This window comes from Nitratireductor aquibiodomus, assembly GCF_900105565.1.
Lineage (GTDB): Bacteria > Pseudomonadota > Alphaproteobacteria > Rhizobiales > Rhizobiaceae > Nitratireductor > Nitratireductor aquibiodomus.
Window position 1 is genome coordinate 2,786,879 of sequence record NZ_FNSL01000001.1, and the last position, 23,151, is coordinate 2,810,029.

21 protein-coding genes are annotated in these 23,151 nt (G+C 61.5%); 16 read left to right on the forward strand and 5 right to left on the reverse strand.

Annotation, left to right across the window (positions count from 1 at the left end; translation table 11 throughout):
* The first annotated feature begins 43 nt into the window (after positions 1-43).
* The 4 genes from lnt (at position 44) to trmB (ending at position 4,371) form a co-directional block, all read left to right on the forward strand.
* On the forward strand, positions 44-1,627 hold the full coding sequence (lnt, locus tag BLW55_RS13295) for an apolipoprotein N-acyltransferase (protein ID WP_090329130.1): 1,584 nt from the start codon (positions 44-46) through the stop codon (positions 1,625-1,627).
* A 132-nt stretch (positions 1,628-1,759) separates the two neighbouring features.
* Positions 1,760-2,173, forward strand: coding sequence for a helix-turn-helix domain-containing protein (locus tag BLW55_RS13300; RefSeq protein ID WP_007010175.1), 414 nt, complete (start codon positions 1,760-1,762; stop codon positions 2,171-2,173).
* A 187-nt stretch (positions 2,174-2,360) separates the two neighbouring features.
* Complete coding sequence (gene metK / locus BLW55_RS13305) at positions 2,361-3,641, forward strand: methionine adenosyltransferase (protein WP_007010176.1); 1,281 nt, start codon at positions 2,361-2,363, stop codon at positions 3,639-3,641.
* A gap of 28 nt (positions 3,642-3,669) precedes the next feature.
* Complete coding sequence (gene trmB / locus BLW55_RS13310; RefSeq protein WP_090329131.1) at positions 3,670-4,371, forward strand: tRNA (guanine(46)-N(7))-methyltransferase TrmB; 702 nt, start codon at positions 3,670-3,672, stop codon at positions 4,369-4,371.
* A gap of 9 nt (positions 4,372-4,380) precedes the next feature.
* On the opposite strand, the gene BLW55_RS20825 is transcribed toward trmB, so the two are convergent.
* The gene (locus BLW55_RS20825; protein WP_007010178.1) at positions 4,381-4,545 is read right to left on the reverse strand and encodes a hypothetical protein; all 165 of its coding nucleotides are present in this window, start codon (positions 4,543-4,545) and stop codon (positions 4,381-4,383) included.
* Between the two features lie 264 nt (positions 4,546-4,809).
* On the opposite strand from BLW55_RS20825, the gene rimP reads away from it, so the two are divergent.
* The 10 genes from rimP (at position 4,810) to BLW55_RS13360 (ending at position 17,884) form a co-directional block, all read left to right on the forward strand.
* The gene (gene rimP / locus BLW55_RS13315; protein WP_007010179.1) at positions 4,810-5,499 is read left to right on the forward strand and encodes a ribosome maturation factor RimP; all 690 of its coding nucleotides are present in this window, start codon (positions 4,810-4,812) and stop codon (positions 5,497-5,499) included.
* Between the two features lies 1 nt (position 5,500).
* Positions 5,501-7,153, forward strand: a complete 1,653-nt coding sequence (nusA, locus tag BLW55_RS13320; RefSeq protein WP_025031088.1) for a transcription termination factor NusA — start codon at positions 5,501-5,503, stop codon at positions 7,151-7,153.
* Positions 7,154-7,286: 133 nt separating this feature from the next.
* Complete coding sequence (locus BLW55_RS13325; RefSeq protein ID WP_007010181.1) at positions 7,287-7,922, forward strand: RNA-binding protein; 636 nt, start codon at positions 7,287-7,289, stop codon at positions 7,920-7,922.
* Positions 7,919-10,504, forward strand: a complete 2,586-nt coding sequence (gene infB, locus BLW55_RS13330; protein WP_007010182.1) for a translation initiation factor IF-2 — start codon at positions 7,919-7,921, stop codon at positions 10,502-10,504. Before BLW55_RS13325 ends, infB begins: the two co-directional genes overlap by 4 nt.
* Before the next feature lie 241 nt (positions 10,505-10,745).
* Positions 10,746-11,150, forward strand: coding sequence for a 30S ribosome-binding factor RbfA (gene rbfA / locus BLW55_RS13335; protein WP_025031826.1), 405 nt, complete (start codon positions 10,746-10,748; stop codon positions 11,148-11,150).
* Entirely contained in the window at positions 11,150-12,085 is a 936-nt protein-coding gene (truB, locus tag BLW55_RS13340) for a tRNA pseudouridine(55) synthase TruB (RefSeq protein ID WP_090329132.1), read from the forward strand. Before rbfA ends, truB begins: the two co-directional genes overlap by 1 nt.
* 93 nt (positions 12,086-12,178) lie before the next feature.
* Positions 12,179-13,903, forward strand: a complete 1,725-nt coding sequence (locus BLW55_RS13345) for a sensor histidine kinase (RefSeq protein ID WP_090329133.1) — start codon at positions 12,179-12,181, stop codon at positions 13,901-13,903.
* 158 nt (positions 13,904-14,061) lie between these two features.
* Positions 14,062-14,331 carry a 30S ribosomal protein S15 gene (gene rpsO / locus BLW55_RS13350; protein WP_007010185.1) on the forward strand — a complete coding sequence of 90 codons (270 nt, stop codon included), beginning with the start codon at positions 14,062-14,064 and terminating at the stop codon, positions 14,329-14,331.
* Between the two features lie 311 nt (positions 14,332-14,642).
* On the forward strand, positions 14,643-16,796 hold the full coding sequence (pnp, locus tag BLW55_RS13355; protein WP_090329134.1) for a polyribonucleotide nucleotidyltransferase: 2,154 nt from the start codon (positions 14,643-14,645) through the stop codon (positions 16,794-16,796).
* A 74-nt stretch (positions 16,797-16,870) separates the two neighbouring features.
* Positions 16,871-17,884: a class I SAM-dependent methyltransferase gene (locus BLW55_RS13360; protein ID WP_090329135.1), complete on the forward strand. Its 1,014-nt coding sequence runs from the start codon at positions 16,871-16,873 to the stop codon at positions 17,882-17,884.
* A 19-nt stretch (positions 17,885-17,903) separates the two neighbouring features.
* Here the strand turns inward: BLW55_RS13360 and fabI are convergent, their stop codons facing one another.
* From fabI to fabA, 3 genes are read right to left on the reverse strand one after another with little or no spacing between them, the layout of a single operon-like run.
* Positions 17,904-18,722 carry an enoyl-ACP reductase FabI gene (gene fabI / locus BLW55_RS13365; RefSeq protein WP_007010187.1) on the reverse strand — a complete coding sequence of 273 codons (819 nt, stop codon included), beginning with the start codon at positions 18,720-18,722 and terminating at the stop codon, positions 17,904-17,906.
* 11 nt (positions 18,723-18,733) lie between these two features.
* The gene (gene fabB, locus BLW55_RS13370; protein WP_090329136.1) at positions 18,734-19,954 is read right to left on the reverse strand and encodes a beta-ketoacyl-ACP synthase I; all 1,221 of its coding nucleotides are present in this window, start codon (positions 19,952-19,954) and stop codon (positions 18,734-18,736) included.
* Positions 19,955-20,003: 49 nt separating this feature from the next.
* Positions 20,004-20,516 carry a 3-hydroxyacyl-[acyl-carrier-protein] dehydratase FabA gene (fabA, locus tag BLW55_RS13375; RefSeq protein WP_007010189.1) on the reverse strand — a complete coding sequence of 171 codons (513 nt, stop codon included), beginning with the start codon at positions 20,514-20,516 and terminating at the stop codon, positions 20,004-20,006.
* Positions 20,517-20,767: 251 nt separating this feature from the next.
* Here fabA and irrA point away from each other — a divergent pair, with 251 nt between their 5' ends.
* Complete coding sequence (gene irrA / locus BLW55_RS13380) at positions 20,768-21,196, forward strand: iron response transcriptional regulator IrrA (protein ID WP_280140474.1); 429 nt, start codon at positions 20,768-20,770, stop codon at positions 21,194-21,196.
* 14 nt (positions 21,197-21,210) lie between these two features.
* On the opposite strand, the gene BLW55_RS13385 is transcribed toward irrA, so the two are convergent.
* Entirely contained in the window at positions 21,211-21,765 is a 555-nt protein-coding gene (locus BLW55_RS13385) for an SH3 domain-containing protein (protein ID WP_007010191.1), read from the reverse strand.
* Between the two features lie 163 nt (positions 21,766-21,928).
* Between BLW55_RS13385 and BLW55_RS13390 the strand changes: the two genes are divergently transcribed.
* Positions 21,929-22,930 carry a 2-hydroxyacid dehydrogenase gene (locus tag BLW55_RS13390; RefSeq protein WP_007010192.1) on the forward strand — a complete coding sequence of 334 codons (1,002 nt, stop codon included), beginning with the start codon at positions 21,929-21,931 and terminating at the stop codon, positions 22,928-22,930.
* Positions 22,931-23,151: the final 221 nt, after the last annotated feature.

Here is a 23,151-nt window from a genome sequence, read left to right on the forward strand (position 1 = left end):
CTGATACTGCTTGTTGTGTGATTCGGGCTTTGCGGATGGGTGAATGGAAAGCCTTGCCGGACGGGTTATATTGCTGAGTGGGTGGCGGCGGGCGCTCGTTGCTTTTTTCGCGGGTAGCCTGGCTGCGCTGGCGCAGCCTCCATTCGACTTTTTTGCGGCCTGTTTTGTGGCATTTCCAATCCTCGTCTGGCTTCTTGACGGAGCGGTGGGGGAAGGGCGCGGCCTTCGGGCACGCGCCATACCAGCCTTCAAGACAGGCTGGTGGTTCGGTTTCGGGTATTTTCTGCTTGGGTTGTGGTGGATCGGCAATGCATTGCTGATCGATGCTGACAATTTTGCTTGGGCTGTGCCTCTTGCGGTTGTCGGACTGCCCGCATTCCTGGCCGTATTCTACGGCGCTGCGGCGCTTCTCGCGCGTCTTCTTTGGTCGGGCGGTGTGCTGAGGATCGTTTCTCTTGCGTTTGCTTTCGGCATTGCTGAATTGATTAGAAGCATAATCTTTACGGGATTTCCCTGGAATGCAATCGGCTATGCCGCCATGCCCACTTTACTTAGCATGCAGTCGGCTAAGATATTTGGCCTAACGGGTATGAATTTCCTGGCGGTTCTGGTGTTTTCAATGCCGGCATTGTTGGGTACACGCCGGCATCTTATTGTCGGTAGTATTATTGCGATTGGTTTGGTCACAACGCAGTTTGTTTATGGTTACCTAAGTCTTTCGATTGAAGCCGCGCCGGAGCGCTTTCTGCCGGTCCGCATCGTCCAACCGTCGATCAAGCAGACCGAGAAATGGGATGCTTCGGAGCAGACGCGCATCTTCAACATTCTGCTGGATCTTACCCGTCGACCGCCCGTCGACGGTGCAGACAGGCCCGAGCTGATCGTCTGGCCCGAGACGTCTGTCCCCTTTTTGTTCACAGACCGCCCGGAAGCCCTTGTCGAGCTTGGCGAGGCGCTGGGTGAAGGTCAGACGCTGCTGGCAGGCGCCGTTCGGGCCGAAGCCGGCGACGGTCTCGGGGCGACGCGCTACTACAATTCAGTCGTTGCAATTGCGCAGGACGGCACGATTGTCGATGCCGTGGACAAGGTTCACCTGGTCCCTTTCGGTGAATACGTACCATTCGCTAACCTGTTGAATAGTTTTGGGATAGAAGAGATCGTGCAGTCTGCCGGTCCGTTCACGGCAGGCAGTGGACGACGCCCCATCGAAGTGGCGCCTGGCCTGCAAGCCCTGCCGTTCGTGTGCTATGAGATCATTTTCCCTCGGCTGGTTTTCGGGGCTGCTGACCGCTCGGATTTCCTTCTCAACGTCACGAATGATGCATGGTTCGGTGTGTCCCCCGGACCGTATCAGCACTTTCGTCAGGCGCGGCTGCGTGCCGTGGAGAATGGCCTCCCCCTCCTGCGTGCGGCAAACTCGGGCATCTCCGCCGTCATCGACTCTTCGGGGCGCATTCTGGACGCTTTCGACCTCAATGCGGTGGGCAATCTTGATGTTCGATTGCCTGTTCACAGCGCACGGAAATTTTATTTTGAGAATCCTGGAACCAATGGAACGTTTATTGCGTTTGGTTTTGGGGCCGTGCTTCTTGGTTCAAGTATTACTCGGCGCCTGAGGGCGAATTGACATCGCCCCTTTCGGCTACGCATAGTGTGTAAGCCGACTACATCGGAATTCGATTTGACAGGCTTGGGGCTCTGGGAGGTCGAGGACGTAGTTCGGTCAATGGCAACCCCGTGCCGGATGGCGAGGGAATATATGAACAAGAATAAGAAAAAACCGAATCCGATCGATATTCATGTCGGAGGTCGGATCAGGCTAAGAAGAAACATGCTTGGCATGAGCCAGGAAAAGCTTGGCGAAAGCCTGGGTATAACTTTCCAGCAAATCCAGAAATACGAGAAGGGTACGAATCGCGTCGGCGCCAGCCGGCTGCAGGCAATCGCTTCGGTTCTCAGCGCTCCGGTGTCGTTCTTTTTTGAAGGCGCGCCGGGCGAGGAAAATGAAGCCGGTAGGGGCATGGCGGAGGACGGGGCGGACTTTGTCGTCGATTTTCTCAACAGCAGCGAAGGCGTTCAACTGAACAGGGCCTTTGCAAAGATTTCCGATCCGAAGGTGCGCCGTCGGATCATCGACCTGGTCAAGGTGCTGGCCACCGAGAATCAGGATTGAGGATTATTCTCTTCGTTCAGCGATGAAAGCGCTCTCAGGGCGCAGTCGAATAGCGGGGAATGGAAAATCCATTCCCCGTTTTGTTTTGCGCCGCAACCGTTGTGCTTGACCTGAGAGGTTCAGCTTGGCTAACAGGGGAACGCCTGTTGCCGACAGATCGATCGGCTTCTTCTCAGAGGGGATACCCGTGGCGCGCAAGAACTATCTCTTTACAAGTGAATCCGTTTCCGAAGGCCATCCGGACAAGGTCTGTGATCGCATCTCCGATGAGATTGTCGATCTGGTCTATCGGGAAGCCAAGAAATCCGGCATGGACCCGTGGAAGGTCCGTGTGGCGTGTGAAACGCTGGCCACGACCAATCGCGTCGTGATCGCCGGTGAAGTGCGCGTTCCCGAGACGCTGCTCAAGCGGGACAAGAAAACCGGTGAGGTGGCCACGGATTCGAAGGGCAACCCGCTCATCAACCCGTCACGCTTCCGCTCGGCTGCGCGCCGCGCCATCCGTGCCATTGGCTACGAACAGGACGGTTTTCACTGGAAGACCGCGAAGATCGACGTTCTCCTGCACGGTCAGTCGCCGGATATCGGCCAGGGCGTCGACAATGCAGCCGACCGACAGGGTGAAGAAGGTGCCGGCGACCAGGGCATTATGTTTGGCTATGCCTGCCGTGAGACGCCTGACCTCATGCCCGCACCGATCTATTATTCTCACAAGATCCTGCAGCTTCTCGCCGACGCCCGTAAATCCGGTGAAGGCGATGCCGCAAAGCTCGGCCCCGACGCCAAGGCGCAGGTCACCGTGCGTTACGTTGACGGAAAGCCGTCCGAGGTAACCGAGATCGTCCTGTCGACCCAGCATCTGGACACGTCGTGGGACAGCGGGAAGGTGCGGCAGGTCGTCGAGCCCTATATTCACGAGGCGCTGTCTTCCGGCGGCATTACGGTTGCAGCAAACTGCAACTGGTACATCAACCCGACCGGGAAATTCGTCATTGGCGGTCCCGATGGCGATGCAGGTCTCACCGGCCGCAAGATCATCGTCGATACTTATGGCGGCGCGGCCCCTCACGGCGGCGGTGCTTTCTCGGGCAAGGATACGACCAAGGTCGACCGGTCTGCGGCCTACGCCGCGCGCTACCTCGCCAAGAACGTGGTCGCGGCCAATCTCGCCGAGCGCTGCACGATCCAGCTTTCTTACGCCATTGGCGTTGCGCAGCCGTTGTCGGTCTACGTGAACCTGCACGGCACGGGCCGCGTTTCGGAGGAAGAGGTCGAGATCGCTATCCGCGAGGTGATGGACCTGTCGCCCAGCGGCATCCGCCGTCATCTGGACCTCAATCGTCCGATCTATGCCAAGACAGCCGCCTACGGTCACTTTGGTCGCAAGGCCAGCCGCGACGGCTCGTTCTCCTGGGAGCGGACTGATCTGGTGAAAACTCTCAAACAGGCAGTCGCAAAAGCTGCCTGAGCGGCTTTGCCAGTAGCGGAAAGACCTGATGGCTGAAGAACGGCGCAAACGGGCTACCGAAGCCTTCTTCGGCCGTCGTCATGGAAAGCGTCTGCGTCCCAGGCAGGACGCGGCGCTTGCCGCGCTTCTCGACAGGGCGCTGATAAAGCTAGATGTGGCGTCACACGATGTGGCGGCGCTGTTCCCATCACCCGTGGAGCGGATCAGACTTGAGATCGGCTTCGGTGGCGGCGAGCATCTGCTTAGCGAACTGGCACGCTATCCGCACACGGGTTTCATCGGCGTGGAACCGTTCGTCAACGGTATGGCGAAGCTCGCCTCCGCTGTCGATGAACAGGGCGGCGCACCGGCGAACCTGCGGGTCTACAATGATGATGCGACCGCACTGCTGGACTGGCTGCCAGAAGCGTCGATCGCCGAGGTAGACCTGCTCTATCCGGACCCCTGGCCCAAGAAAAAGCACTGGAAACGCCGGTTCGTGAACCGGGCGAATCTCGACCGCTTTTCCCGCGTGCTAAAACCGGGGGGGCGTTTCCGCTTCGCGTCGGACATCGATACCTATATCGACTGGACGCTCCTGCACTGTGAGGCACATCCCGCATTTCGCTGGGAGGCGGAAAGCGCCGACGACTGGCACACGCCCTATGCCGGGTGGCCGGGCACAAGGTATGAAGCAAAGGCGATCCGCGAGGGGCGGACACCCGCCTATCTGACCTTCCTGCGGGTCTAAGCGGCGGTCTTACCTGCCGCGCATTCCATAAAACTGCTCAGGATCGATGCCGAGGCGGCGAAGATCCGCATCCTGTGCGCGACGGCGATTGCGCACTGCGGCGGAAACCGCCACGGCACTCTCGATCACCCCAAAAAACTCACCGATTTCCGTCACGAATTTACGTGCAGACATGGTTTTTCCTTTCATTGTGCGATGCAGCATAACTTAAGGCGACCCCGGACCGTCGAGAAGCGATGATCTGGCAGGGCAGCCATGCGTTTGTGCGGTGCATCATGATAATTTTCTGGGTCTGGATCACTGCAGGCTTTTGATGCACCGCTCTTGAAAAGAACTGCCATCTCGGCTATATCCAGCTCAAATTCTTGGTCGCTATGACGGAGAGTGGGTCCCACCGGTCCCGCTCTTTTTTGTTAGATGCGGCCGTCCGGAGGTTGGATGACGGCAGTTTCAGAAGACAGGAATGGCGATGATCGCCTGATCCGCGAAAGCGGCATCGAGGCGCGTGTCGCTGCGATCATCATTCCTGTTCTGGGTGCGATCGGATATCGCCTGGTTCGCGTGCGCATGACTGCGCAGGAAGGCGCCACCCTGCAGATCATGGCTGAACGGCCCGACGGCAGCATGACCGTTGAAGACTGCGAGGAAGTCAGTCGCGCGCTTTCGCCTGTGCTCGACGTCGAAGACCCGATCGACACGGCCTATCAGCTTGAAATTTCCTCGCCGGGCATCGACCGACCGCTGGTGCGCACCACGGATTTCGCTGCCGCCGAGGGGCATCTGGTCAAGATCGAAACGGCCGTGTTGCTTGATGGGCGCAAACGCTTCCGCGGTTTTGTCGTCGAGAGCGACGGAGAAACCGTGACGATCGAGCCGGAAACGGCCGAGGAAGAAGGGGACGAGGATGTCCTCTTTGGAATTCCCTTCGAGGCAATCGCCGAAGCACGGCTGGTCCTGACGGACGAGCTGGTGCGCGACGCCCTGAAGCAGGACAAGGAAGAGCGCCGCGAACGCAAGCGTAATCGCCGCCCTTCCGCATCGGAAAGGGCCGCCCAGCGGTCCGCCAAACAAAACGCAACTGAGCCGGCCGGGGACGAACCCCCCGGATCCCACGCCGAAGGAGAGTGACATGGCAGTCAGTGCGAACAGGCTGGAGCTTCTCCAGATCGCCGACGCGGTGGCCCGCGAGAAGTCCATCGACAAGCAGATCGTCATCGCCGCCATGGCCGACGCAATTCAGAAGGCCGCGCGTTCGCGTTATGGTCAGGAGACCAATATTCGCGCCGACATCAACCCGCAGACGGGTGAGATGAAGCTGCAGCGCCTGATGGAAGTCGTCGACAATGTCGAGGAGCCGGCGCGTGAAATCTCCGTCAAGGATGCGCGCACGCGCAATCCGGACGCCCAGCCCGGCGACTTCCTTGCCGAGCAGCTTCCGCCCATGGATTTCGGCCGCATCGCCGCCCAGTCGGCCAAGCAGGTCATCGTGCAGAAGGTGCGCGAGGCCGAGCGCGACCGTCAGTATGACGAGTACAAGGATCGCATCGGCGAGATTGTCAACGGCACGGTCAAGCGCGTCGAATACGGCAATGTCATTGTCGATCTCGGCCGTGGCGAAGCGATCATCCGCCGCGACGAACTGATCCCCCGCGAAATCTTCAAGTATGGTGATCGTGTCCGCGCCTATGTCTATGATGTGCGGCGCGAGCAGCGCGGCCCGCAGATCTTCCTGTCGCGCACGCATCCGCAGTTCATGGCGAAACTCTTCACCATGGAAGTGCCGGAAATCTACGACGGCATCATCGAGATCCGTTCGGTGGCCCGCGATCCGGGCTCGCGCGCAAAGATCGCGGTCATCAGCCACGATTCCTCGATCGATCCGGTCGGCGCCTGTGTCGGTATGCGCGGCAGCCGCGTTCAGGCGGTTGTCGGCGAGCTTCAGGGCGAGAAGATCGACATCATTCCGTGGAACGAGAACGCGGCTTCCTTCATCGTCAACGCATTGCAGCCGGCCGAAGTTGCCAAGGTGGTGCTCGATGAAGATGCGGAGCGCATCGAGGTTGTGGTGCCGGACGACCAGCTTTCACTGGCCATCGGCCGCCGCGGTCAGAACGTCCGCCTTGCCTCGCAGCTTACGGGCTGGGACATCGACATCCTGACCGAGGAAGAAGAGTCGAGCCGCCGCCAGAAGGAGTTCACCGAACGCTCCGCCCTGTTCATGGAAGCGCTCAACGTTGACGAGATGGTCGGCCAGGTGCTCGCCTCCGAGGGTTTCACCAGCGTCGAGGAAGTCGCCTATGTGGAATCGGGCGAAATCGCATCCATCGACGGCTTCGACGAGGAAACCGCCGAAGAGATCCAGATGCGCGCACGCGAATATCTCGAGCGGATCGAGGCCGAATTCGATGCAAAGCGTCAGGAACTCGGCGTTCAGGACGAACTGCGCGAGATTCCGGGCATTACCACCGCGATGATGGTGGCGGTCGGTGAGGATGATGTGAAGACCATAGAGGATTTCGCCGGCTATGCCGTCGACGATCTGGTCGGCTGGAAAGAGCGCAAGGACGGCGAGACGACGTTCGAGCCGGGTGTCTTCTCCAAGTTCGACGTGTCGCGCGCCGAAGCCGAGCAGATGGTTGTGGCCGCGCGTCTCAGGATGGGCTGGATCACCGAGGAAGACCTCGCTGCCGAGGCTGAAGCCGAGGCAGATGAGGGTGAGGAAGGTGCGGAAGCTGCCGAGGGTGCGCAGGCGCCTGAGGCCGCCGAAGGCGCTGAAGCCTGATATGGGTCTTGTGGAGCGCATGGCTGTCCTCGTGACGCCTGTGGTGCGCTTCGCCGACCTTGTTTCGCCGCATTCCTGCGGAGCCGCGTGATGGCACGCGGCAGCAGGATGCTCTGGAGTTGTTGTGGACGATATGAACGATCGCACATGCATTGTCTCGCGCAAGGCGCGGCCCGCGGAGGACCTGATCCGGTTCGTCGCGGGGCCGGACGGCATGGTCGTTCCCGATCTGAAGCGCAAGCTCCCCGGGCGCGGATGCTGGGTCACGGCTGACCGGGTGCATGTTGACAGGGCGGCCCAGAGAAACCTTTTCGCCCGCGCTCTGAAAACGTCGGTCACCCCGCCCGAAAATCTGGGCGCGCTGGTCGATGAATTGCTTTCAAAAGCCGCTCTGGGCGCTCTTGGGCTTGCGCGGAAGGCCGGAGCCGTGGCATTGGGTGCTGCGAAGGTCGAGGCGTCGGTGCGCAGCGGCAAGGCCTATGGCGTGCTGCATGCTCGTGAAGCCTCGCAGGACGGAGTGCGCAAGATCACGGCCGCTCGTCACGCAGTGGCCCATCTGGGCGGACCGGCTATCCCGGCTTACAAACTCTTTTCCGAAGAAGAAATGAGTTTGGCATTGGGGGCTACAAATGTGATACATGCTGCCGTGTTCGGGCGGGACGCGGGCAAGGCGGCGCTGAAACGCGTTAGTGCGCTCGAGACTTTTCGAGGCGAATGCGCGGACAAACCGGCAGCGGTTGCAATGGGCACCGCAGAGGATGTGGAATGACGGATACGAAAACCGGTGACGACAAGACGCTGAGCGTCGAAAAGAAGAAGACGCTGACGCTGAAGCGGCCCTCTGTTGAGCAGGGCACGGTGCGCCAGAACTTCTCGCATGGACGCTCGAAGTCTGTCGTTGTCGAGACGAAGAAGCGCAAGTTCTCTCGGCCAGACGAGCGTCCCGAGACAACGCCCGCGCCTGCGCCGGCACCCGCAGCGGCCAAACCGAAGCCGGCGGCACCCCAGCCTGCGCCGCAGCGTCAGCGCGAACGTCCGCGCCCGGCTCCTGGCGGCAACCGCTCCGGCGTGGTTCTCAATGAACTCTCCAAGGATGAGATCGAGGCGCGCCGTCGCGCCCTGCAGGATTCGAAGGTGCGCGAGGCCGAAGAGCGCCAGCGTGCCGCCGAGGAGGCCAAGCGCCGCGCGGAAGAAGACGCACGCCGCGAGCGCGAGCGTGAGGAATCCGCACGCCGCCAGGCTGAGGAAGAAGCTCGCCTGAAGGCGGAAGCCGAGGCCCGGCGCGAGGCTGAGGAAGAAGCGCGCCGCCGCGCGCCGCCGCCTGCCGAGGCGAAACCCGAGCCCGAGGTGGATTCTGACGACGAGGCCCGCTCGAAGAGCAAGGGCGCTCCGGTCAAGCGCGCCGCGCCGAAACCGGAAGTGCCGCGCCCGGCGGCGAAGCCGCGTGGCGACGACCAGCGCCGCCGTGGCAAGCTGACGCTCAATCGCGCGCTGTCGGACGATGGCGAGACGCGCGGGCGTTCGCTCTCTTCGATGCGCCGCCGCCAGGAAAAATTCAAGCGCGCCCAGCATCAGGAGCCGCGTGAGAAGATTTCCCGCGAGGTGGTTCTTCCCGAGACGATCACCATTCAGGAGCTCGCCCAGCGTATGGCCGAGCGCGCCGTGGATGTTATCAAGTTCTTCATGAAGCAGGGCCAGATGTTGAAGCCCGGCGACGTGATCGATGCGGATACCGCCGAACTGGTGGCTGAAGAGTTCGGTCATACCGTGAAGCGCGTTGCCGAGTCCGACGTCGAAGAAGGCCTCTTCAATGTTGAAGACAAGGCCGAGGATCTGAAGCCGCGTCCGCCCGTCGTTACGATCATGGGCCACGTCGATCACGGTAAGACCTCGCTGCTCGATGCAATCCGCCATGCGAATGTGGTGTCCGGCGAGGCCGGCGGCATCACCCAGCATATCGGCGCCTATCAGGTTGAGCAGGGTGGTCAGACGATCACCTTCATCGATACGCCCGGCCACGCCGCCTTTACGGCCATGCGCGCGCGCGGTGCGGAAGCGACCGACATTGCCATTCTCGTGGTGGCGGCTGACGACAGCGTGATGCCGCAGACGATCGAGTCCATCAACCACGCCAAGGCTGCGGGCGTGCCGATCATTGTTGCGATCAACAAGATTGACAAGCCGGAAGCCGACGCCAACAAGGTGCGCACGGAGCTCCTCCAGCACGAGGTCTTCGTGGAGTCCATGGGCGGCGAGGTGCTCGACGTCGAGGTTTCTGCCGTCAAGGGCACCAATCTCGACAGGCTGCTGGAAGCGGTTCTCCTCCAGTCCGAGGTTCTTGAGCTCAAGGCCAACCCGGATCGCTCCGCCGAAGGCGTGGTCATCGAGGCCAAGCTCGACCGTGGTCGCGGCTCGGTTGCCACGGTCCTGGTCCAGGCAGGTACGCTTCACACCGGCGACATCATCGTGGCCGGTAACGAGTGGGGCCGTGTCCGCGCGCTCGTCAACGATCGTGGCGAGCAGCTGAAAGAAGCTCCGCCCTCCATGCCGGTCGAGATCCTCGGCCTGCAGGGAACCCCGCTGGCCGGCGACCGCATCGCGGTTGTCGAGAGCGAGGCACGCGCCCGCGAGATTTCCGAGTATCGCCAGCGTCTGGCCCGCGAGAAGTCCGTTGCCCGCCAGGCGGGGCAGCGCGGCTCGCTCGAGCAGATGATGTCGCAGCTTCAGGACACGGGCCTGAAAGAGTTCCCGCTCATCGTCAAGGGCGACGTACAGGGCTCGATCGAGGCCATTGCCGGTGCGCTCGACAAGCTGGGCACCGACGAAGTCCGCGCACGCATCGTCCATTCGGGTGCCGGCGCGATCACGGAGAGCGACGTGTCGCTCGCCGAGACTTCCGAGGCTGCGATCATCGGCTTCAACGTCCGCGCCAACAAGCAGGCGCGCGATGCGGCTGAAGCTGCCGGGATCGAGATCCGCTACTACAACATCATCTACGATCTCGTGGATGACATCAAAGCGGCCATGTCGGGCCTCCTTTCTCCGGAGCGCCGCGAGACCTTCCTCGGCAATGCCGAGATCCTCGAGGTCTTCAACGTGTCCAAGGTCGGCAAGGTCGCCGGCTGCCGGGTCACCGAAGGCAAGGTGGAGCGTGGTGCCGGCGTGCGCCTCATCCGCGACAGCGTGGTGATCCACGAAGGCAAGCTGAAGACGCTCAAGCGCTTCAAGGACGAAGTCTCCGAAGTGCCTGCCGGTCAGGAATGCGGCATGGCGTTCGAGAACTACGAGGACATTCGCCCCGGCGATGTCATCGAGGCCTATCGCGTCGAGATGGTCACGCGCACGCTCTAGATCGCCGTGCGTCCATTCGGACGCACAAAGGACGATCTAGGTTTTTGATGGAGCATCGGAATGACCCGAAAACCGGTTTCATCTTTTCGGTCCGATGCTCTAATGCGCGTACGTTTGGAACAGCCAGGATGGGGCACTTGATGCCCCATCTCGCTTTCCGGCGTCAGACGCTTCCGCTTTCATAATTTGCCGATATCCGCGATGCGGATACAATAGGGCTTTCCCCGCAAGAAGGTGCTCCATGCCGTCTTCCGCTCCCTCTCAACGCCAGCTTCGCGTCGGCGAGCAGGTGCGTCACGCAATCGCGCAGGCTCTCCAGCGCGGCGATGTAAGCGACGATGCGCTCGCAAACACCGTGGTTTCCGTGTCTGAAGTGCGTATGTCACCGGACCTGAAAATCGCCACCGCCTATGTCTCGCCGCTCGGCGCGGCCGACAAGGATGCGGTCGCGGCAGCTCTGAACCGCCATGCGCGCTTCCTCCGCGGACGCATCACACCGGCGTTGCGGCAGATGAAATACATGCCGGAACTGCGGTTCCGCGTGGACGACAGTTTCGAGAATTTCAACAAGATCGATCGCCTCTTGAAGTCGCCGGAAGTGGCCCGCGACCTGAAGGACGACGACGCGAATGAGGATGATCTTTGATGGCGCGGCGCGGTAAGCGGAAGGGACGCCGTATCAACGGCTGGCTGATCCTCGACAAGCCGGCGGGCATGGGATCCACCAGCGCCGTTTCCAAGATCAAATGGCTTTTCAACGCGGAGAAGGCCGGTCATGCCGGCACACTCGACCCGCTCGCATCCGGCATGCTGCCGATCGCGCTTGGTGATGCGACGAAGACGGTGCCCTTCGTCATGGATGGCGCCAAGGTCTACCGCTTCAAGGTCGCCTGGGGTGAGGAGCGGGCCACCGACGACCTGGAAGGGCCGGTCACGGAAAGCTCCGACGAGCGCCCGACCGAGGAAGCCGTCCGCGCCCTGCTGCCGAACTACACGGGCATCATTATGCAGACCCCGCCGCAGTTTTCCGCCGTCAAGATTGACGGTGAGCGCGCTTATGACCTTGCCCGCGAGGGCGAGACGGTCGAGATCGCGGCGCGTGAGATTGAGGTGGGCCGGCTCGATCTGGTGTCCTTCACGCCCGATAATGCGGTGTTCGAGATCGAGTGCGGCAAGGGCACCTATGTGCGCAGCATCGCCCGCGACCTGGGCCGCGACCTGGGGTGCTACGGCCACATTGCAGAGCTGCGCCGCACCGAGGTCTATCCTTTCCTTCCCGATCAGCTCGTGGAGCTGCCGGCGCTTGAGGAGGCGGCGACGGAAGGGGACCGCGAGGCCGGCGACTTCGCTACGCTCGACGAATATCTTCTCGATATCGCCACGGCTCTCGAGGGTCTGCCGGAAGTCGCCGTTACCGACGATGCGGCGGCGCGGATTCGACTGGGCAACCCGGTGATCGTGCGCGGCCGTGACGCCCCGGTCGAGGCGCCGGAGGCCTGGGCCAGCGCGCGTGGCCGCCTGGTGGCGCTTGGCGCGGTTGAGGCGGGCATGTTCAAGCCCAAGCGTGTTTTCGCCATGTAAAATACGTTGCCGGTTGATTTCATGTGATCAACGAGGCAACCCTTGGGCGTTTCGTGCATTATGTACCGAAACGATCATTGGGACGGGCATTGAATGCAGGCGAAAGACAGTGCGCCTTCGGAAACGTGGTCAGAGCGCATAAGGGCTTTCGCATCAGGCCCGAAACCCATCGGCTTTTTTCTGTTTCTGCTGATCGCGGTGACCATCATCCCCGCCATCGGCGTTTCGGTCGTTCTGCTTCAGCGCAACAACGAGGCGCAGCGCGAGGTCGTAAGCACGCTCGCCGAGGCTATGGCCGGCTCGATCGCCGAGGCCGTCGACCGCGAACTGAGCGGCATGTCGACCACGCTGCGCGTGCTTTCGACAACCCCCTCCCTTGCCAGTGGCGACCTGAAGGACTTTTACGACCGTGCGAGGCTGGCTCTTGCCGGCAGCGGCTCGTATCTGCGCGTGCTGGATGAAAACTACAGGCTGCTGATCAATACCGGCGTGCCCTTTGGTGAACCCCTGACGCCCCTAAATGAACCGGAGACGGCCCGGGCGGCGTTGAAGGGAGGGGTAACCATCACCTCGGGTGTGTTCTTTGGAAAACTGCACGGCAAGTGGAGCTTCAAGGTTGTGAAGCCGTACTTCCCCGAGAACGGCCCCCCACGCATCCTGGTGATGACACGAAACGCGGACACGCTTGTGGATGTGCTGTCTCAGCAGATGCTTCGCGGTGGCTGGAATGCCTCGGTGGTCGACAAGAACAACATCGTGGTGGCCTCGTCTTTCATGTCCTCCGATGTCGGAAAGATGTTTTTTCTGAATTTGGACGGAACGGGCATTCAACATGAAGCCGAACCGGCGGAAGGGCGTGAGGGAGGCACCTACACGGCAATCATCGGTGAATCCGGCGTCAGCGGGTGGAAGGCGGTGGTGTGGGCTTCGACCAAAACCATAGAAGAGCCGATGCGCCATTCGTTGCGTATGCTGCTGGCCGGAGGACTGCTCGTCATCGCCATCGGGGCGTTCGCGGCCTGGTTGCTTGGGCGACAGATCGCTGGCCCCGTGCGCCGGCTGGCGCGCGATGCGCGGCGGCTCGGCGCCGGCGAACCCGTTCATGCGATTGAGTATCCGATTGCGGAAGTGGCCACAGTATCCTCGGCCTTGGCAGAGGCTGCGCTTGATCGGGAGCAGGCGGAAAACGAAATCCGCCTTCTCATGCGTGAGGTTGCGCACCGTTCCAAGAACCAGTTGACCGTGGTGTCCTCCATGGCCAAGCAGACCGCGCGTAGTTCCCGCACATTCGCCGGATTTCAGGATGCTTTCCAGAAACGCCTGCACGGGCTGGCGCGCTCGACCGACCTTTTGATTGCGGGTGGCGCTGCCGGTGTGGAGCTGCGTGAATTGCTGGCGGCACAGGTCGACCCTTTCCGGCCCGATAGCGCCGAACGCCTTAAAATGACCGGTCCGAAATTCCGGCTCGCCAACCAGCCTGCGCAGACGGTTGGCCTCGCGGTCCATGAACTTGCAACCAATGCTTCCAAGTACGGCGCGTTTTCCACCAGCACCGGCAGGCTCGAGATTTCCTGGAAGGTCAAGGATGACATTCTCACCTTGACCTGGCGGGAGCATGTTTCGAAAGGGCGGCGCCGCAATGTGCGCCGCCGCGGGTTCGGAACGGAGATCATCGAGCGGATGGTCGGCGGCACGCTTGATGCCGAGATATCGCGTGTTTTTCATCGTGACGGGCTGGAATGCGTGTTCAGGATTCCGGTCGACAGGCTGGTGCCGGACTCGCTGAAAAATCCTTCCCCGACAGATGAAGTCGATTGAGGACAATGGCACTGTCAATGTTTGGGCTGGTAATCCTATGCGATTTCGCATATATGCCAGCCATCATTGCGCCTTGAATGCGCATTGTTACATGGCCCCGGCTGGACGACATCCCGGCTGAGGGCGTCCCTTTTCCCTAAATTTGAGAAAGGAAACCGATGTCGGTTACTGCAGAGCGTAAACAGGATTTGCTGAAAGAATTTGCCACCGCCCAGGGCGATACCGGTTCTCCGGAAGTCCAGGTCGCTATTCTGACCGAGCGGATCAAGAACCTCACCGAGCACTTCAAGGACCACAAGAAGGACAACCACTCCCGTCGTGGTCTCCTGAAGCTCGTCTCCCAGCGTCGCCGTCTTCTGGACTATCTGAAAAAGAAGGACGAAGGCCGCTACAAGACGCTGATCGAGAAGCTCGGACTGCGGCGCTAAGCTGATTTGGCCGGCGGATACCAACGGGTGTCCGCCGGTCTTATTTGGGTATGCGGTATATCTGTGTGCCCGACGGCTCCGGCCAGGAGTGATTGCGACAGCGGTCTTGCCGCCGTCCCGCGTCTGAAAAGCCGGATAGCCGGGGCCCCAATGGACAGGTCATGGGGCAGGATTGCAGGATGCTTGCGGCCGCGACGGCCGGGAAACGAGCCTCCCGTTGTCTTGCCCGTGGCTCGTCCGAGAAACGAAGCGAGCCCGAAGGGAAAACGCCGCCAGATGCTGGCGCGCCCTTCGGCACAAAAGGACAAGATATGTTTAAAGACCACAAAGTTGAGATCGAATGGGGTGGGCGTCCGCTTACCCTTGAAACCGGCAAGATTGCCCGTCAGGCAGACGGCGCAGTGCTCGCCACCTATGGCGAGACCGTTGTTCTCGCAACCGTCGTTTCCGCGAAAGAGCCGAAGGCGGGCTTCGACTTCTTCCCGCTGACCGTCAACTACCAGGAAAAGACCTTTGCCGCCGGCAAAATCCCGGGCGGCTACTTCAAGCGCGAAGGCCGTCCGAGCGAGAAGGAGACGCTGGTCTCCCGTCTGATCGACCGTCCGATCCGCCCGCTCTTCGTCGATGGCTACAAGAACGACACCCAGGTCATCGCCACCGTGCTGCAGCACGATCTGGAGAACGATCCGGACATCGTCGCCATGGTTGCCGTTTCCGCCGCGCTCACCCTCTCCGGTGTTCCCTTCATGGGCCCCATCGGTGCCGCACGCGTTGGCTATGTCGGCGGTGAGTACATCCTCAACCCGCATGTCGACGAGATGGAAGAGACAAAGCTCGACCTCGTCGTCGCCGGTACAGGCGATGCCGTCCTGATGGTTGAATCGGAAGCCCAGCAGCTCCCCGAGGACGTCATGCTCGGCGCCGTCATGTTCGGCCACAAGGGCTTCCAGCCGGTCATCGACGCGATCATCAAGCTCGCTGAAGTTGCGGCCAAGGAACCCCGCGACTTCACGCCGCCGGACCTCTCCGAGCTCGAAGGCGAGATGCTCAAGATCGTCGAGAACGATCTGCGCGAAGCTTACAAGATCACCGACAAGCAGAAGCGTTACGACGCCGTTGACGCCGCCAAGGCGAAGGTGAAAGAGACGCTCCTGCCGGAAGGCGAAGAAGAGACCAAGTGGTCGGCCGAGCAGGTCAACACGGTCTTCAAGAGCCTGCAGGGCAAGATCGTTCGCTGGAACATCCTCGACACCGGCGGTCGCATCGACGGACGCGACCTCAAGACGGTCCGCCCGATCGTGGCCGAGGCAGGCCTTCTGCCCCGCACGCACGGTTCCGCGCTCTTCACCCGTGGTGAGACGCAGGCTCTCGTGGTCGCCACGCTGGGCACCGGCGAGGACGAGCAGTTCATTGACTCGCTCACCGGTACCTACAAGGAGGCCTTCCTTCTGCACTACAACTTCCCGCCCTACTCCGTGGGCGAGACGGGCCGCATGGGTTCGCCCGGCCGTCGTGAAATCGGCCATGGCAAGCTCGCATGGCGCGCCATCCACCCGATGCTGCCGGGCGCCGACCAGTTCCCCTACACGCTGCGCGTTGTCTCCGAAGTCACCGAGTCCAACGGTTCGTCCTCCATGGCGACCGTTTGCGGCACCTCTCTGGCCCTCATGGACGCCGGCGTACCGCTGGCAAAGCCGGTTGCAGGCATCGCCATGGGCCTGATCAAGGAAGACGAGCGCTTCGCCGTTCTCTCCGACATCCTGGGTGACGAAGATCACCTCGGCGACATGGACTTCAAGGTCGCCGGCACGGATGAGGGCATCACCTCGCTCCAGATGGACATCAAGATCGACGGCATCACCGAGGAGATCATGCAGATTGCCCTCGACCAGGCAAAGGACGGCCGTCTGCACATTCTCGGCGAGATGGCCAAGGCCCTTTCCGAGAGCCGTGGTGAGCTGGGCGAGTTCGCTCCGCGCATCGAGGTCATGCAGATCCCGACCGACAAGATCCGCGACGTGATCGGTTCCGGCGGCAAGGTGATCCGCGAGATCGTCGAGAAGACCGGCGCTAAGATCAACATCGAGGACGACGGCACGGTGAAAATCGCTTCTTCCAACGCCAAGGAAATCGAGGCAGCGAAGAAGTGGATCCACTCCATCACGGCAGAGCCGGAAGTGGGCGAGATCTACGAAGGCACGGTCGTCAAGACCGCCGACTTCGGCGCATTCGTGAACTTCTTCGGTCCGCGCGACGGTCTGGTGCACATCTCGCAGCTCGCGCAGGAGCGCGTTGGCAAGACCACCGACGTCGTCAAGGAAGGCGACAAGGTGTTCGTGAAGCTGATGGGCTTCGATGAGCGCGGCAAGGTGCGCCTCTCCATGAAGGTCGTCGACCAGGAGACGGGCAAGGAGATCGTGCAGGAAAAGAAGAAGAAGGAAGAGGCCGAGGACGCCGAAGGCTGATCCCGCTTCCCTTCTGACTGACAAGCGGGCGCGCGCCTTCATGGCCGCGCCCGTTTTCGCATCCGGAACCCAAGATGAACGACACGCCGCTTGCCACCCTTCTGTTTCCATTCGAGCGCGGGCTGATCGATCCGCCGGGCGGGGGGGAGCGTGTGCTTTTCCTTGGCGCACCGGGAGCGCTTCATCTTCCAGCCGACTTCGCCGGAGACATGGCTGCCGTGCAGGGTTATCGGCCTGATTATCTTGCGCTCCAGCGGGCGGGCTTGTCCGTCACCCCCGAACCGGAAGGCGAGGGCTATGACCTTGCGCTCGTCCTGCTTGGCCGACACCGGCGTGAGAACGAGCAGCGTCTCGTTGAGGCGTTGAAACGAACCCGGCCCGGTGCCCGGATTGCAGCAGCCTGCGCCAAAAAGGACGGCGGTGGCAGTGTGCGCAGGCGCATGGTCGAGCTTCTCGACCTCGAAGATCATGCCTCCAAGCATCACGGCGTCGTTTTCTGGCTGCGTCGCCCGGATGCGATCGAAACGGTTTTGGCTGCGCTGGATGCACCGGAAAGTGTGGCAGACGGCTATATCACTGCAGCCGGTGGCTTCTCCGATGACGGCATCGATCCGGGCTCGGCGCTTCTCGTGGAGTGCCTGCCGGACAATCTGTCAGGCGCAGTTGCCGATTTCGCGGCCGGCTGGGGCTATCTTTCTGTAGCAGCTTCCGAGCGTGCACCGGGCGTGAAGAGTATCGATCTTTACGAGGCGCATCACGCCTCGCTGGAGGCGGCCCGGCGCAACATGGCGGCAAGAGCGCCGCAGATGCCGGCGCGCTTCTTCTGGCAGGACCTTCTGGGAGAGCCGGTGAACGAGCGCTATGACGTGATCCTGATGAACCCGCCATTCCATCGCAGCCGGGCTGCGGAGCCCGATATGGGCCACGCGATGATCGCGGCGGCGGCAAAGGCGCTCAAGCCGCGCGGGCGGCTTTTCCTCGTCGCCAACAGGCAGCTACCCTATGAAGAGAGCCTCCAAAAGCATTTCGCGGCACAGGGTGAGCTGCGCCGCGATACGGTGTTCAAGGTTTTGTGGGCCCGCAAGTAGCGGGCCGATCTGATCCGGTTCAGTCGTCGCCGGTGGCGGCGCTGATGCGCTTCAGCTCTTCCATGGTGGGCATGGAAACGGTGTTGTAGCCGGAATCCACATAGTGGATTTCGCCCGTCACGCCGGACGAAAGATCGGAAAGCAGATAGAGCGCCGAGCCGCCGATCTCGTCGATCACCACGGTCCGCCTGAGCGGCGCGTTGCGCTGCTGGTAGGAGAACATATAGCGCGCGTCCGAGATGCCGGCGCCGGCCAGCGTGCGCACGGGACCGGCGGAGATCGCGTTGACGCGGATGTTGCGCGGGCCGTAATCGCTTGCCAGATACCGCACGCTCGCCTCAAGGCCGGCCTTGGCCACGCCCATCACGTTGTAATTGGGCATCACGCGTGTGGAGCCGGCATAGGTCAGCGTCAGCATCTGCCCGCCATTGTCCATCATCTCCGCCGCCTTGCGGGCGACTTCCGTGAAGGAGTAGCAGGAGATCACCATGGTGCGCACGAAATTCTCGCGCGTGGTGTTGGCGTAAAGGCCCTTCAGCTCGTTGCGGTCGGAAAAGCCGATCGCATGGACGATGAAGTCCAGCGAGCCCCATTCCTCTTTCAGCCCGTCGAACACGGCGTTGATGGAGGCGCTGTCTTCCACATCGCAGGGGAAGAGCAGGTTCGAGTTCACCTTTTCGGCCAGCGGCTTCACGCGCCGGCCAAACGCATCGCCCTGATAGGTGAACGCCAGCTCCGCGCCCTGCTCGGCCAGCTTCCTGGCGATGCCCCAGGCAATCGAGTGATCGTTGGCGACCCCCATGATGAGGCCGCGCTTCCCTTTCATCAAACCGTCCATGGACCCTTATCTCAACCTGCGTAACGCTGAAAAACAAGCGTGGCGTTGGTGCCGCCGAACCCGAACGAGTTCGACAGGACTGTATCGATCTTGGCGTTGTCGATGCGTTTGCGCACGATCGGCGCACCCTCGAATTCGGGGTCGAGTTCGGTGATGTGCGCGCTCTCGCCGATAAAGCCGGCCTGCATCATCAGGATCGAGTAGATCGATTCCTGCGCACCCGCGCCACCGAGCGAGTGGCCCGTCAGCGACTTGGTCGACGCGATGTGCGGCATCTTATCGCCGAACACCTGACGGATGGCGTCGATCTCGCGGGAATCGCCCACCGGCGTCGCAGTGCCATGCGTGTTGACGTAGTCGACATCGCCGGTCACAGTGGAGAGCGCCTGCTTCATGCAGCGCACCGCGCCTTCACCCGAAGGCGCAACCATGTCGAAACCGTCGGAGGTTGCGCCATAGCCGGTCAGCTCGGCATAGATCTTCGCGCCGCGCGCCTTGGCGTGCTCCAGCTCTTCCAGAACCAGAACGCCAGCGCCGCCGGCGATGACGAAGCCGTCACGTGTCGCGTCATAGGCGCGCGAAGCGGTGGCCGGCGTGTCGTTGTGCTTGGAAGACATCGCGCCCATGGCGTCGAAGAGGTTTGACATGGTCCAGTCGAGATCCTCATGGCCGCCGGCGAACATGATGTCCTGCTTGCCCCACTGGATCAATTCAGCCGCATTGCCGATACAGTGCGCGGAGGTCGAGCAGGCCGACGAGATCGAGTAGTTCACACCATGGATTTTGAACCAGGTGGCAAGCGTCGCCGAAGCCGTGGAAGACATGGCCTTGGGCACTGCGAACGGCCCGATGCGCTTGGGCGAGCCCTTTTCGATGGTCGTCTGCGCGGCTTCAAAGATGGTGCGGGTGGACGGACCGCCCGAACCCATGATGATGCCGGTGCGCTCGTTGGTGATGTCACCTTCCTCGAGGCCGGAGTCGGCAATCGCCTGCTCCATGGCCACATGGTTCCACGCACCGCCCTTCGAGAGGAAGCGCATGGCGCGGCGGTCGACGACCTCGGCCGGGTCGAGCGTCGGTGCGCCCCATACCTGGCAACGGAAGCCGTGCTCGGCAAAATCTTCCGAGAACGAAATGCCCGATTTCGCATCGCGCAGCGAGGCGGTTACCTCGTCTGCGTTGTTGCCAATCGAGGAAACGATGCCGAGGCCGGTAACGACGACGCGTCTCATGATACTCTCCTTGGGCCGCTGCACACGGCCGCCAGTCAATGGTTGAAACTCAGGCTTCCTGCTTGGCCAGCCCGACACGAAGATCCGTGGCGGTGTAAATCTGCTCGCCGTCGGCCTTCAGCCATCCATCGGCGGTGCCGAGAACCAGGCGGCCCTTCATGACACGCTTGAAGTCGACGCCGTATTCGACGAGCTTTGTCTCCGGCGTAACCATGCCCTTGAATTTCACTTCGCCGGTCGAAAGGGCCATGCCCTTGCCCGGCAGGCCGAGCCAGCCGAGATAGAAACCGGTGAGCTGCCAGAGCGCATCGAGGCCAAGGCAGCCCGGCATGATCGGGTTGCCGGGAAAATGGCACGGGAAGAACCAGTGGTCAGGCTTGATGTCGAATTCGGCACGGACATAGCCCTTGCCGAACTCCCCGCCTTCCTCCTGAATGTCGGTGATGCGATCGAACATCAGCATGGGCGGAGCCGGCAATTGCGCATTGCCGGGACCGAAAAGGTCGCCCTGCGCGCAGGCCAGAAGGTCTTCGTAATCGTAGCTGTTTTTCGTTTGCGCCATCAATAGCCATCCCGTCGGTGGTCCCGGTCGCGCCGGAACCGTTCTTTTCGTTGTCCGAACTCCCTATCACAGCTTGTTTCTCGCTGGAAACCGCCGTTGTGGGAATTTGCCATGCCGCGTGTGGCTGCCCCCGGAAAACTGCCGCTATTGATCGTCTTGAATGGAGCGAATATATGTCAGGAAGGAATAACTGCAGCGAGAGCCTCGGGATGGGTCGAAGGTTCGGATAACAGGAAGGACGGGCGGTTTCATTGTCGATCTCGAATGAAGGCCAGAACATTTCGCTCGAAGAGCGTTTGAGGAGTGCGGGCCTGCGCCCCACGCGCCAGCGTGTCGCGCTCGCAGATCTCCTGTTCGCCGCCGGTGATCGTCACGTTTCTGCTGAAGCGCTGCATGAAGAAGCTCAGAATGCAGGCTTCTCCGTTTCGCTGGCCACTGTCTACAACACGCTGCATCAGTTCACGGATGCCGGCATGCTGCGCATTGTCCAGGTGGAGGGTGCCCGCACCTATTTCGACACCAATGTGTCGGATCACCATCATTTCTTCTTCGAAGAAGATGAGAAGGTTTTCGACATCCCCTCAGGTGGCGTCGAGGTCCGAAACCTTCCGGAGCCGCCGGAAGGAACGGAAATCGCCAATGTCGATATCGTTGTCAGGCTGCGCCGCAAGCGCCACTGAAGCGCGCTTCACCGTCAGTCTTTTACGCTCTCTCCCGGATAGGCTCCCCAGATCAGTGACTGGTTCACCCAGCCCGAATGGCCGGCGAAGTCCATTTCGCACCAGTCGCCATTGCATGCCTTGATCGAGCCGATGGCGCCGGGTTCGACGCGAGCGACGAGCCGCGCATCGTCGCGCGGGTCGGCCCTGAGGTCGATATCGGCTTCCTTACCCTTGAACCATGGTGCGGCGATACCGGTACGGCGTCCCGAAAGAAGCGCCTGATTGATCCAGCCTTCCGCTCCCTCGGCATCGCGCACGCGCCGCCAGTTGTCATATTCCTGGATGATCTCCATCGGCAGACCGGATTTCAGATACATCCAGTTCACTGCGTAGTTGAGCCCAGGGCCGATGCGCATGTTCACGCGGCTTGATTTGAGACTGACGAAACGTGGCAGGGGGAGACCGCTTGGCCCGACCTTTACGTTCTGTTCGGTGTTTGCCTGCGCCTGCGTCGTCATGGGTGTCGCAACCAGAACGGCCACGGCGAGGGCTGCAAACATTGAACGGAATGGCGCGTTGGCCGGCATTACAAACTCCCGGTAACCCTTGTTCTGGCGGAACGAGCGCTTCCACCCTTTTTCTTTGTCTTGGCGCCCCCTGCTTGATAGACAGAAGACAACCCGGCTCGGCATTGCAGTGTCGTGCATCTTGGTTAAAGAGGTATCAACAGGGCGTTATTTTGGAGACCGTATGACCGTCAGGAAGAAGCCTCTCGTCGTCATCACCCGCAAGCTGCCGGACCAGGTCGAAACGCGCATGCGCGAGCTGTTCGACGCGCGCCTCAATCTCGACGACAAGCGCATGACGCAGCCCGAGCTCGTGGCTGCGGTCAAGGAAGCTGACGTTCTTGTTCCCACGATCACGGATCGAATCGATGCCGCGCTCATTGCCCAGGCCGGCGAGCGTCTGAAGCTCATCGCCAATTTCGGCAATGGCGTCGACAATATCGACGTCGCAGCAGCGGCCAGGAAAGGCATCACTGTTACCAACACGCCCAACGTGCTCAACGAAGACACCGCCGACATGACCATGGCGCTCATGCTCGCAGTGCCGCGCCGCCTGACGGAAGGTGCGGAACTTTTGCGCAGCGGTGGCGAGTGGGGCGGATGGTCGCCCACATGGATGCTGGGGCACCGCATCTGGGGCAAGCGCCTCGGCATTGTCGGCATGGGCCGCGTGGGCACGGCCGTCGCGCGCCGCGCCAAGGCCTTTGGCCTGTCGATCCACTATCACAACCGCCAGCGTGTTTTGCCGGCCATCGAGGACGAACTGGAGGCAACCTACTGGGACAGCCTCGACCAGATGCTCGCCCGCATGGACATCATCTCCGTAAATTGCCCGTCGACGCCGGCCACTTTCCATCTACTGTCTGCGCGGCGGCTCGAGCTCATGCAACCCCGCGCCTATGTCGTGAACACAGCTCGCGGTGATGTGGTGGATGAGGATGCGCTGATCCGCCTCATCGAGGAAGGCAAGCTTGCGGGTGCGGGGCTCGACGTGTTCGAGCACGAGCCCTCCGTCAATCCAAAACTCCTGAAACTCGCTCAGAAAAACAAGATCGTCATTCTGCCACATATGGGGTCGGCCACCATCGAGGGCCGCATCGACATGGGCGAGAAGGTGATCATCAACATCCGCACCCTCTTCGACGGCCACCGTCCGCCGGACCGCGTCCTGCCCAGGAACGTCTGATCGCTTTGCGCATGCGATCTCTTGGCAGTGGCGTTGTGCGTGGTTCGGCAAGCTCACCATGAGGGATGGCAATGGGCTGCATGGAGGGACAATGTCGCTGCCAAGGCGCGCCATCAGCGCCTCTGAAGAACGGTTTTCTGCCAGACACAACTACCCCTCATGGTGAGCTTGTCGAACCACGCACACCGTCAATGCAACAGGTCACGGAGCGAGCAAAGCCC